The organism is Heyndrickxia oleronia, assembly GCF_017809215.1.
GTDB lineage: Bacteria > Bacillota > Bacilli > Bacillales > Bacillaceae_C > Heyndrickxia > Heyndrickxia oleronia.
On record NZ_CP065424.1, the window covers coordinates 37,501 to 49,452 of the forward strand.

The window sequence follows — 11,952 nt, forward strand, 5'->3', positions numbered from 1 at the left end:
TTTCTTTAGAGAAAGTGGAACAGTTTTATTCTATATTACAGTCAAGTAGTCCATCCTACCCTATAATGGCATCCCTAGATTTTGCTCGTTACTATCTAGCAACTTATAGACAAGAGGATATAGAGTATACAATGAGGCAAAGAAATCAATTTGTTGATAATTTAAATTCTCTAGAGGGTATAACAGTAATTCAAGGTTTGGTAAACCAAGACCCATTGAAACTAATGGTTCGGTATAATGGATATTCGGGATTTCAGTTCCAAGAGTTATTAGAGGAGGAAGGGGTATATACTGAAATGGCTGATCCGCATCAAGTGGTAATGGTATTACCATTGTTAAAAAAGGGAGCGGAATTTATATACATAGAAGCATTCGAGAAAATGAAAGAGGTAATTAAAAAACCTAAACTAAATAATAATAATGCTGATAATAAAATGGTAGATATAAAGAATAAAATCAGCCAGTTGGCAATTCCGTTTAGTGAAATGGAAGATAGGTCGTATGAATGGGTTCCTTTTAAACATGCAGTTAATCGAATTGCGGCAAAAATGATTATTCCTTATCCACCCGGGATTCCACTTACATTACCAGGAGAATGCATAACAGATGAAACGGTAGAAGTATTAGATAAATTATTAACTTTAAATGCTAGGTTTCAAGGTGAAATTGAGCGATTAACAAATAGGGAAATTTTAGTCTATGTAGATTAAGAGTGTAAATACTAATGAATATAGTATGAGTATTTGAATTGGATGTTGGAGGTTATTATTTTGGAAGGATTATTTATTACTGCAGAAGGGCCAGAAGGTGCTGGAAAAACAACTGTGTTAAATAAGTTGGGAACAGCGCTAAAGCAAAAGGGATATAAAATTGTAATGACTAGAGAGCCAGGCGGAATCAATATCGCTGAACAAATAAGAACAATTTTATTGAATAAAGAAAATACAGAAATGGATTACCGTACTGAGGCACTTTTATATGCAGCTGCAAGAAGACAGCACTTGGTTGAAAAGGTCATCCCAGCATTAAATGATGGAGCTATTGTACTATGCGATCGTTTTATAGACAGTTCCTTAGTTTATCAAGGCTATGCTAGAGGGCTAGGAATTGAAGAGGTATACTCTATAAATCGATTTGCTACACAGGATCTAATGCCAAATTTAACGATTTTTTTTGATGTAGATGTTGAAGTTGGTTTAAAAAGAATATCTGATAATCAGGGAAGAGAAGTGAATCGTTTAGATTTAGAAACGATGGATTTCCATACAAAAGTTCGAGAAGGATTTAAACTATTATTAGATAAATTTCCTGAACGGATATATGAAGTAGATGCTGGCCAATCATTAGATAAAGTATATAGTGCAGTGAAATCCAAAATAGAGGATTTAATAAACAACAAGCCTTAAGGTATATTTTTCCTTAGGGCTTTTATGTTTTTTAAAGGATTATTTAGGGATATACTCAAATACATATATAATAAATGATATAATAACAAAAAGAGTAATAACTGACTGATTTTATTAAATATATTGGGAGGGGAGTTTTATGAAACTAATTCTAGCTGTTGTGCAGGATCAGGATAGTACACGTTTAATGAACGCCATGGTTGAACATAATTTTAGAGTAACAAAGCTAGCGAGTACTGGTGGGTTTTTAAAATCAGGAAATACTACTATTATGATAGGTACAGAAGATATACGTGTTGAAAAGGCTATGCAGGTTATTAAAGATAACTGCCAATCCCGTGAACAGCTTATGGCACCTGTATCACCAATGGGAGGGAATGCAGATTCATATATCCCATACCCAGTGGAAGTAGAAGTTGGTGGAGCAACCGTATTTGTACTTCCAGTTGAGCGATTTGAGCAATTTTAACGGAGGTATAAATGTTGAAAATAAACCAAGATTTACGATTGGGTTTGGATAATAAACGCCCTGATCAAAAAGGTTCAAACTCCAGTAATATTAAATTTACTGAAATCATTCATAAACAAGATGAAAAGTTACAAATAGAACAATTAAATAAATTAATATCTGAGATTGATCAAGCAGGTGAGCGTTTATCTCGCTCACGAACGTTTAAAGATTTAACAAAGTATAAAAACCTCGTAAAAAGGTTTATTAAAGAAACAGTTGATTTTGGTATGAACTTAAAACAATCTCATACATGGAATCAATATGGTGAGGGCCGAAAATTAAGTATTGTTGAACAAATTGATAAACATTTAGTGGAATTAACCGAAGATTATATTAAAAAGGATAAAACTCAAATAGATATTTTAGGAAAGATTGGAGAAATCAAGGGACTAATTTTAAATATATATACGTAAGAGAGTGATTTAGATTGACGTTATCTTGGGATGAACTGGAGAAAGTTCAACCACTAGCAGCTAAAGTGTTAAAAAATAGTATATTGCGTAATCGTGTTGCACATGCCTATCTATTTGAGGGAGAACATGGACTGGGAAAGAAAGAGGTAAGTGTGTTATTTGCTAAGAGTCTATTTTGTCTTAATCTAATAGACGGAATAAATCCATGCGAACAGTGCAGCAACTGTAAAAGAATTAATCATCAAAGCCACCCCGATGTTCACGTACTTGAACCAGATGGATTATCAATAAAAAAAGATCAAATAAAAAACTTACAACAGGAATTTAGCAAATCAGGAGTTGAGTCTAAACAAAAGCTTTATACTCTAGTGCATGCAGATAAGATGACAACCAATGCGGCAAACAGCTTGTTGAAGTTCCTGGAAGAACCAAACTCAGAAACAACAGCTATATTAATTACTGAGCAAGTGCAACAAATTTTGCCAACCATTCTTTCGAGATGCCAGATCGTCTCCTTTCAACCATTTTCATTGAATCACTTAGAAAAAAAACTAATTGAAGAAGGTATTTCACCTTCTGCCGCTCCTTTATTAGCCAACCTCACAAATGATCTAAATGAAGCAATTCAGCTTGATCGTGATGAGTGGTTTGCACAAGCCCGAAAAATAGTGTTAAAATTATATGAAGTCCTCGGTAAAGGCTCATTATTTGCCATGGTTGAATTACAAGAGGACTGGTATAATCATTTTAAGGAAAAAAATCAAATAGATCGAGGGCTTGATCTTTTGTTATTTATTTATAAAGATCTTCTTACATTACAGCTAGGAAGAGACAAACAATTAATCTATCCAGATCAACGGAGGCAATTTGAGGTAGATATGCTTCAAAATTCACCGACAAAAATAGCTGAAAAGATGTCAGCTATTTTGGAGGCAAAAAGAAAGTTACAAGGAAATATGAATCCTCATTTATTGATGGAACAGCTTGTCTTAAATTTGCAGGGGGGATCTACCTTTGTTTAATGTAGTAGGTGTAAGATTTAAAAAGGCCGGTAAGGTTTATTATTTTGATCCGGATGGTCTCTCAATTCAGAAAGATGACTCCGTTATTGTGGAAACAGTCAGAGGCGTTGAGTTTGGTAAGGTGGTTATGGACCAAAAGATAGTAGAGGAGCATGATGTAGTTCTTCCATTAAAAAAGGTCATTCGAATTGCGGATCAAAAGGACCATTTGATCGTGGATGAAAATAAAGAAGCTGCAATTGAAGCTTATCAGGTTTGTTGTGACAAAATTATTGAACACCAGCTCGATATGAAGCTAGTGGATGTAGAATATACATTTGATCGTAATAAAGTAATTTTTTATTTTACCGCAGATGGTCGTGTAGATTTTCGTGACCTTGTAAAAGATTTAGCCGCTATTTTTCGTACGAGAATTGAGTTGCGGCAGATTGGTGTTAGGGATGAGGCAAAGATGCTTGGTGGTATTGGTCCATGTGGCAGAATGCTATGTTGTTCTACGTTCCTTGGCGATTTTGAACCAGTATCTATTAAAATGGCAAAGGATCAAAACCTTTCTTTAAATCCAACAAAAATTTCCGGACTATGTGGTAGACTCATGTGCTGTCTTAAATACGAAAATGATGAATATGAATCCGCTAAGGAATTTTTGCCTGATGTGGGTGAAACAGTAGGAACACCTTTAGGATTGGGCAAGGTCATTGGACTCAATATTCTTGAACGTGTTTTACAAGTACAATTAGAAGAACGTGTCCTAGAGTTTACGATGGATGAATTATTAAGTGAAGATGCCATATCGATCCAAGCCACGGAGTAGAGGTGGAGTTAATGGATAAAAAAGAGTTCTTCGATTCAGTCAGTAATATGGAAGTCCAAATTGGAAACTTATATCAGCAGTTAGGTGAGTTGAAAAAAAACTTAGCCGAGATGATTGAAGAAAATAATTCATTAAAAATAGAAAATGAATATTTACGTCGCCGGTTGGATAATGGAGAATATGCCATAATCCAGGATGTGGCGATACAAAAAAATAGTAGAAAAGAAGATCAAGCTGATTCTAATCATAAAGACTTTGACATAGGCGAAGGTTATGATAACTTAGCAAGACTATATCAAGAGGGATTTCATATTTGTAATGTTCATTTTGGAAGCCCTCGAAAAGATGAAGATTGTTTATTTTGCCTCTCGTTTTTAAATAAAAAATAAGAACAATGATATAGAAGTAGGTATAATAGTACAATAGGAATAGAGAGAAAAAGAGTGGCCTTCCTTAAATTTGGGAAGGCTTTTTAAGTGAGATATTAGGGATTATGCACTCTGTTAGAAAGGTGCTATCAAGCTGGAAATCCTTTTCTTAATATGGAGGTAGAGTAATGGTTGAGTTAAGAGATGATGAGCGATTGGACTATTTGCTTGCTGAGAAATTACGAATTATTCAAAGTCCGTCGGTATTTTCTTTTTCTTTAGACGCAGTTTTGCTAGCGAGATTTGCTTATCTTCCCATCCAGAAGGGAAGGGTAATCGATCTATGCTCCGGGAATGGTGTGATTCCATTATTAATAAGTAACCGAACAAAAGCTAATATTATAGGGGTCGAGATTCAGGAAAGGCTTTACGATATGGCAGTACGAAGTATTTCTTATAATCACTTAGAGAATCAAATCAACATGATTCATGGAGATATTAAAGAAATGCCTGAAAAGCTAGGAAAAGGTAAATTTGATGTGGTTACTTGTAATCCACCTTATTTTGTGACACCACCAAAAAGCGAAAAAAATATAAATGAGCATCTGGCTATTGCGAGACATGAAATATTATGTACGCTTGAGGATGCTATTCAGGTTAGTAGCAAATTATTGCGTCAGGGTGGAAAGGCAGCATTTGTACATAGACCGGGAAGACTATTAGATATCTTAATGCTAATGAGAAAATATCGTATAGAGCCGAAACGTCTGCGATTTGTATATCCAAGGTATGGAAAAGAGGCAAATACAATACTGGTAGAAGGAATTAAGGACGGCAGTAAAGATTTAAAGGTATTACCACCATTATATATTTACAAAGCAGAAAATCAGTATAGTGAAGAAGTCGAAGAGATGTTATTTGGAAATGCTATTGAATATGACAAAAAGGAGGGATAAAGATGCAAGTACAAAAAAGCTTTGTTAATGATAAAAGTAAAGGGATTCTGTATCTTGTACCCACACCGATAGGAAATTTAGAAGATATGACATATCGTGCGGTCCGAATATTGAAGGAAGCTCATATCATTGCTGCCGAAGATACTCGAAACACAAAAAAGCTCTGTCATTATTTTGATATACAAACACCTATTACAAGTTATCATGAACATAATAAGGAAATCAGTGCAAAGAATCTTATTTCTAAATTGCTTTTAGGAGAAAAAGTAGCATTAGTCAGTGATGCTGGAATGCCATCAATATCGGACCCGGGCTATGAATTAGTTGTTCAAGTATTAGAAGAAAACATTACAGTTGTTCCCTTACCTGGAGCTAATGCTGCCTTAACTGCATTAATTGCATCTGGAATTAATCCACAACCGTTTTATTTTTATGGATTTTTATCAAGGAATAAGAAGGAAAGAAGAGCTGAATTAGAAAATTTAAACAATAAAACTGAAACGTTTATATTATATGAAGCTCCTCACCGATTAAAGGAAACATTAAAAGCAATGAGTGAAGTACTTGGAAATAGAAATATTGTGCTTTGTCGAGAGTTAACAAAGAAATTTGAAGAGTTTTTAAGAGGCACTATAGATGAAATCATTAAGTGGTTTGAAGCTAATGAAGTTCGTGGGGAATTTTGTATAGTTGTAGAGGGAAATCATGAAAGTATGGAGAATGAACAGGAACCTTGGTGGACAGATATAAGCGTGATTGACCATGTAAACCATTATATGGACCAGAAAAAATTAACTTCAAAGGAAGCGATTAAACAAGTTGCAAAAGAGAGAAATTTACCAAAAAGAGAAGTTTATCAAACATTTCATCAAGAGTAAATAAATGAATAAAATAAAACAAAGAAAAGGCATTTCTAATATAAATAGGAGATGCCTTTTAATATTAAGAAACTATTAACTACTCCTTATGGAAAGCAGCTTGGATTTCCTTAATTAATTGGTCTGCACCTTCACGGCTAAGTACTAATTTTCCGCCTGCTAATTGAACATTATCATCAGAAACGTCTCCAGTAATATGACAAGTCATGCTAGGCTTATATTTTTTTAAAATGATTTTTTCATCATCTACATATATTTCTAATGCGTCTTTTTCAGCAATACCAAGTGTACGTCTAAGTTCGATAGGAATAACTACACGACCTAGTTCATCAACCTTACGAACAATACCAGTAGATTTCATTTTTTGTTTCTCCTCCTATTGTAATTTATCTTTATCGTCATTTTTCGACATATTTTTCATTAACTGAATCTATCATACCAACGATTCCCATATTCGTCAATAATTATTTTCACTCTAGTTTCATTCTAAAAAACACTGAAACCACTTGATATATAAGGGTTTTTCTTCATTGAAGAAAAAATTACCATTTATTCCTCGGCGAATAAAAATCTATTTTTTTACAAATCTTAAAAAGTCAAAAATAATTTTCGACAAATTTCCTACCTTTTTACTATACACTTTCATTTTAAAATTTACTTATATAAGTAGGAAAGTTGCAGAAAAGCAAAAATTTATGTATATTTTGATGATATAAGAGGCTATGATGTCTTTAGGTAAGGAAATGTATATTGTTTGCCCAAATTGGCATTAATAAGCTCTCGTCCATTGGGTGAGAGTATTTTTTTTAGGCACTTTTCTTGAACTAGTTTTTATTAGTATATAGCAAGACTAACGTAATAATTTTTACAATTTCTTTTTATTTCCATTTCAATTAAGACATTTAGAATGCCAAAGGTGCTAAACTTACTATTGAGACATGAAAATGTATTAGAAAATATTTTATAAGGTGGGACAGGTAATGGAGAAGGATAAAACATTTTATATTACAACACCGATTTATTATCCAAGTGGGAATTTACATATCGGACACGCGTATACAACTGTAGCTGGGGATGCAATGGCGCGGTATAAGCGGCTTCGTGGCTATGATGTAATGTACTTAACAGGAACAGATGAACATGGCCAAAAAATACAACGTAAGGCTGAAGAAGAAGGGATAACACCACAAGCCTATGTAGATAATATTGTCGCAGGAATTCAAGATTTATGGAATAAATTGGATATATCTTATGATGATTTTATTCGTACAACTCAGAATCGACATAAAGAGGTAGTAGAAAAAATATTTCAGCGATTGGTAGAGCAGGGGGATATTTATTTAGATCAATATGAAGGATGGTATTGTACACCTTGTGAATCATTTTTTACAGAACGCCAATTAGTCAACGGAAATTGCCCAGACTGTGGTAGACCTGTTGAAAAGGTAAAAGAAGAATCCTATTTTTTTAAAATGAGTAAATATGTTGACCGCCTTTTAAAGTTTTATGAAGAGAATCCTGAATTTATCCAGCCTGAATCAAGAAAAAATGAAATGATTAATAATTTTATTAAACCGGGTCTTGAGGATTTAGCTGTTTCACGTACTACATTTGATTGGGGTGTTAAGGTTCCAGGTAATCCAAAACATGTTATCTATGTTTGGATTGATGCACTTTCAAACTATATTACGGCATTAGGGTATGGAACAAGCGATGATACAAAGTACCAAAAGTATTGGCCAGCAGATGTGCACTTAGTTGGTAAAGAAATTGTCCGTTTCCACACAATTTATTGGCCAATCATGTTAATGGCTTTAGACTTACCATTACCAAAGAAGGTATTTGCACATGGATGGTTATTAATGAAAGACGGAAAGATGTCTAAATCAAAAGGAAATGTAGTAGATCCAGTTACCTTGATTGATCGATATGGGTTGGATTCATTGCGTTATTACTTGTTAAGGGAAGTGCCATTTGGTTCAGATGGAGTATTTACACCAGAAGGCTTTGTTGAACGAATTAATTTTGATTTAGCCAATGACTTAGGTAATCTTCTTAATCGAACAGTAGCTATGATTAATAAATATTTTGATGGTGAAATCCCAACGTATAATGGACCTATTAATTCCTTTGATGAAGAATTGGTCACAGTTAATATGGAGACGATCCAAAAGTATGAAGAAGCAATGGAAAAAATGGAATTCTCGGTTGCTTTAGCATCTGTTTGGGAATTAATTAGTAGAACAAACAAATATATTGATGAGACAAGCCCTTGGGTTTTAGCTAAGGATGAGGGGAAACAAGCAGAACTATCTTCTGTCATGGTCCATTTAGCGGAGTCTTTACGTATAGTTGCTGTTTTACTTCAACCATTTTTAACTAAAACACCGGCGAATATATTTGAACAATTAAGTATTAAAGATGATGAATTAAAAAATTGGGGGAGTCTTAATAAATTTGGCTCCATCCCATCGGGTACAAAAGTGGTAAAGAAAGGGGAACCAATTTTCCCACGATTAGAAATTGACGTAGAAGTAGAATACATTAAGCAAAAAATGGCAGGGGAACCTGTTAAAAGTGAGAAAAAAGAAATGGAAACTGAAAAGTTGGAAGAAAAAAGTGAAATAACTATTGATGATTTTATGAAGGTTGAACTTCGTGTTGCAGAAGTAATTCATGCAGAACCCGTTAAAAAAGCAGATAAATTGCTAAAGTTACAATTAGATTTAGGATATGAGAAACGTCAAGTAGTTTCAGGAATCGCACAATACTATAAACCAGAAGAATTGGTAGGTCAAAAGGTAATTTGTGTAACAAACTTAAAGCCAGTAAAATTAAGAGGTGAACTATCACAAGGAATGATCCTGGCTGGATCAAAAGACGGCCAATTATCTCTTGCTAGTATCGATCAAAGCCTTCCAAATGGTGCAATTGTAAAGTAATTGTAATAATATAAAGGATTAACTATCTGAAAAATATTGGCTAGTATAACATAGAGATGTTTCACGTGGAACAATTTTCGACGTGATCCTCTATGTTATTTTCTTTTTCGCATTATTCCAGTATAGAGTTATAATGCTAGGTACAAATAATTTTGGTCAATTAGTATATAAATTTTCTTTTATAGAGTGGTTATTTTAATCATTAGAGGAATAAATGGGTAGTTATAACACTATTTTTAGGTTGAACAATGGCAAAATAATGTCGAAATTAACTGGTAAAAAAGTTATATTTTTCACAAATAGTTAATAGGAAAATGTATTTAAAAAAATGTAATGTAAATGTTAAATGAATGCAAAGCTTGTGTAGGATTTTTATAATAAAATTATATTGGATAAGGAGTTAGTATAAATGTTATTCGATACACATGTTCATCTTAATGATTCGCAATATGATCTGGATTTAAAAGAAGTCATCCAAAACGCACAAAATGCGGGAGTAAAGAAGATGGTTGTTGTTGGATTTGATCGACCAACGATTAATAGAGCAATGGAGCTTATTGAAACCTATGATTTTCTTTACGCCAGTATTGGATGGCATCCAGTTGATGCCATTGATATGACAGATGAGGACCTTATCTGGATAGAAGAATTAACTAAACATCCTAAAGTTGTTGCGTTAGGAGAAATGGGTTTAGACTATCATTGGGATAAGTCACCGAAGGAGATACAAAAGGAAGTATTTCGTAAACAAATTAGATTAGCCAAAAAGGTGAAATTACCAATTGTTATTCATAATCGTGAAGCAACTCAAGATATTGTAGATATTCTAAAAGAAGAGGATGCACAAGAAGTTGGTGGAATTATGCATTGCTTTAGTGGAAGCCCTGAAATAGCTAGAGAATGCATTAACATGAACTTCTATATTTCGTTAGGTGGTCCTGTTACATTTAAAAATGCGAAGAAACCAAAGGAAGTTGCATTAGAAATTCCTTTAAATCGCCTTTTAATTGAAACAGATTGTCCCTATTTAGCTCCACATCCTTATAGAGGTAAAAGAAATGAACCTGCATATGTAAAATTAGTTGCTGAACAGATTGCAGAAATAAAGGGAATATCTTTTGAGGAAGTGGCTAAGCAAACATCCTTAAATGCAAATAAATTATTCGGCATAATGTGATATCTAAAGGTGTCGAATGCCAAGGGAGCTTGTCTAATATTTTTTGAAAAACTTAAAGTTCTACAAGTCTTTTCTATCTCATAGGATAACGATGTCGATAAGTCTCCCTTTTCATTTTTGGAAATGTTATGCATAATAGGCAATACATTTCTAAAAGTCTATTAGGTTGACAGTAGACAAGATAGTCTATATAATCTCACGGAGAGAAGGAGGCGTTTCATTTTCATGAATTTAAAGCATGTGAAAAGCCTGTTTTCCAGGACAATGAGTAGTAAAAGACTCACTATTGTTATTTCTAGTTCCATAGTTTTTGCAGGGGTTTTAGCGTTTACTGCCTATGAAACTACGAAAAAAACTGTTGCTATGACAATGGATGGGAAGAAAAAAGTTATTAGGACACACTCGGATACGATTGGAGATATTTTAGACGATTTAGATATTCATTTACACTCAGAGGATTATTTGTCATTACCAAAAGATACTAAGGTAACAGATCAATTGTCTTTTGTCTGGAAACCAGCTAAAAAAGTCCATCTAGCGATTGACGGTAAGGAACGATCGGTTTGGACGACAGAAAATACAATAAGGGACTTACTTGAAAATGAAAAGATTAAAATTGGAAAGTATGATCAAGTAAATCCAGGACTAAATAAAGATATTACCAAAAATATGAAAATAGATATTGCAAAGGCTTTTTCCTTAACACTAAATGATGGTGGCGAAAAGAAAAAGGTTTGGTCAACTTCGACTACGGTCGCTGACTTTTTAAAGCAACAGGGAGTCAAACTTGAAGAATTAGACCGTACAAAGCCGGATCTAAAACATAAAGTTAGTCCAGAAGATGTAATTAAAGTGATCAGAGTTAAAAAAGTCAGCGATGTAGTGGAAGAACCTATTCAATATGCTATAACTACTAAAAAGGACTCTACCTTACTTAAAGGGCAAGAAAAAGTAGTACAGCATGGTGAAAATGGCATCGTTCATAAAACGTATGAAGTAACGAAGGAAAACGGAAAAGAAGTTAATCGAAAATTACTAACTGAAAAAACCTTAAAGGAAAGTAAGGAAAAGGTTGTTTTAGTTGGAACAAAAGTATTAACAGCCCAGGTTTCTAGAGGTGAACCTGAAGGTGGTAAAGAATATTATGTAACATCGACCGCTTATACAGCAGAGTGTAATGGATGTTCAGGACGTACTGCTACAGGTATTAATTTACGTGCCAATCCAAACATGAAAATAATTGCGGTAGATCCTAATTTTATACCACTTGGAACAAAAGTATATGTTGAAGGCTATGGTTATGCCATTGCAGCAGATACTGGTGGTGCAATGAAAGGTCAAAAAATTGATGTGTTTTTCTCCAATAAGTCACAAGCCTATAATTGGGGAAGAAAACGAGTTAAAATTAAAATACTGAATTAGATGCAGAGGGTCTTCCCTCTGTTTTTTGTTTTTTTGATGTGTG

General features: G+C 33.7%; 13 protein-coding genes (1 of these 13 only partly in view). 12 read left to right on the forward strand and 1 reads right to left on the reverse strand.

The features are described 5' to 3' along the window. From I5818_RS00180 to rsmI, 9 genes are all read left to right on the forward strand, one after another. Positions 1 to 710 carry the 3' end of an aminotransferase class I/II-fold pyridoxal phosphate-dependent enzyme gene (locus tag I5818_RS00180; RefSeq protein ID WP_078111246.1) on the forward strand. The gene continues 724 nt to the left of window position 1, outside the view, so only the last 710 of its 1,434 coding nucleotides appear in the window; the start codon falls outside the window, past its left edge; it ends in the stop codon at positions 708 to 710. 60 nt (positions 711 to 770) lie between these two features. Beyond that, on the forward strand, positions 771 to 1,406 hold the full coding sequence (tmk, locus tag I5818_RS00185; protein WP_078111245.1) for a dTMP kinase: 636 nt from the start codon (positions 771 to 773) through the stop codon (positions 1,404 to 1,406). A gap of 139 nt (positions 1,407 to 1,545) precedes the next feature. Further along, complete coding sequence (locus I5818_RS00190; protein ID WP_058006108.1) at positions 1,546 to 1,875, forward strand: cyclic di-AMP receptor DarA; 330 nt, start codon at positions 1,546 to 1,548, stop codon at positions 1,873 to 1,875. Positions 1,876 to 1,889: 14 nt separating this feature from the next. Continuing rightward, a complete protein-coding gene (locus tag I5818_RS00195; RefSeq protein ID WP_058006118.1) occupies positions 1,890 to 2,330 on the forward strand; it encodes a YaaR family protein in 441 nt (146 codons plus the stop codon). Positions 2,331 to 2,344: 14 nt separating this feature from the next. Continuing rightward, positions 2,345 to 3,352 (forward strand): DNA polymerase III subunit delta', encoded by a 1,008-nt coding sequence (gene holB / locus I5818_RS00200; protein WP_078111244.1) that lies wholly within the window; start codon positions 2,345 to 2,347, stop codon positions 3,350 to 3,352. Beyond that, positions 3,345 to 4,166: a PSP1 domain-containing protein gene (locus I5818_RS00205; RefSeq protein WP_078111243.1), complete on the forward strand. Its 822-nt coding sequence runs from the start codon at positions 3,345 to 3,347 to the stop codon at positions 4,164 to 4,166. The genes holB and I5818_RS00205 overlap by 8 nt, the downstream gene beginning before the upstream one ends. An 11-nt stretch (positions 4,167 to 4,177) precedes the next feature. Then, the gene (gene yabA, locus I5818_RS00210; protein WP_078111242.1) at positions 4,178 to 4,555 is read left to right on the forward strand and encodes a DNA replication initiation control protein YabA; all 378 of its coding nucleotides are present in this window, start codon (positions 4,178 to 4,180) and stop codon (positions 4,553 to 4,555) included. A 167-nt stretch (positions 4,556 to 4,722) separates the two neighbouring features. Continuing rightward, entirely contained in the window at positions 4,723 to 5,490 is a 768-nt protein-coding gene (locus I5818_RS00215) for a tRNA1(Val) (adenine(37)-N6)-methyltransferase (protein ID WP_078111241.1), read from the forward strand. 2 nt (positions 5,491 to 5,492) lie between these two features. Further along, entirely contained in the window at positions 5,493 to 6,368 is an 876-nt protein-coding gene (gene rsmI / locus I5818_RS00220; RefSeq protein ID WP_078111240.1) for a 16S rRNA (cytidine(1402)-2'-O)-methyltransferase, read from the forward strand. Positions 6,369 to 6,447: 79 nt separating this feature from the next. Here rsmI and I5818_RS00225 read toward each other — a convergent pair whose 3' ends face one another. After that, on the reverse strand, positions 6,448 to 6,729 hold the full coding sequence (locus tag I5818_RS00225; protein WP_058006102.1) for a transition state genes transcriptional regulator AbrB: 282 nt from the start codon (positions 6,727 to 6,729) through the stop codon (positions 6,448 to 6,450). 619 nt (positions 6,730 to 7,348) lie between these two features. On the opposite strand from I5818_RS00225, the gene metG reads away from it, so the two are divergent. The 3 genes from metG (at position 7,349) to I5818_RS00240 (ending at position 11,909) form a co-directional block, all read left to right on the forward strand. Then, on the forward strand, positions 7,349 to 9,310 hold the full coding sequence (metG, locus tag I5818_RS00230) for a methionine--tRNA ligase (RefSeq protein ID WP_078109491.1): 1,962 nt from the start codon (positions 7,349 to 7,351) through the stop codon (positions 9,308 to 9,310). Positions 9,311 to 9,719: 409 nt separating this feature from the next. Further along, positions 9,720 to 10,487: a TatD family hydrolase gene (locus tag I5818_RS00235; RefSeq protein ID WP_078109490.1), complete on the forward strand. Its 768-nt coding sequence runs from the start codon at positions 9,720 to 9,722 to the stop codon at positions 10,485 to 10,487. Positions 10,488 to 10,712: 225 nt separating this feature from the next. Further along, complete coding sequence (locus I5818_RS00240) at positions 10,713 to 11,909, forward strand: G5 and 3D domain-containing protein (protein WP_078109489.1); 1,197 nt, start codon at positions 10,713 to 10,715, stop codon at positions 11,907 to 11,909. The last annotated feature ends 43 nt before the right edge of the window (positions 11,910 to 11,952 follow it).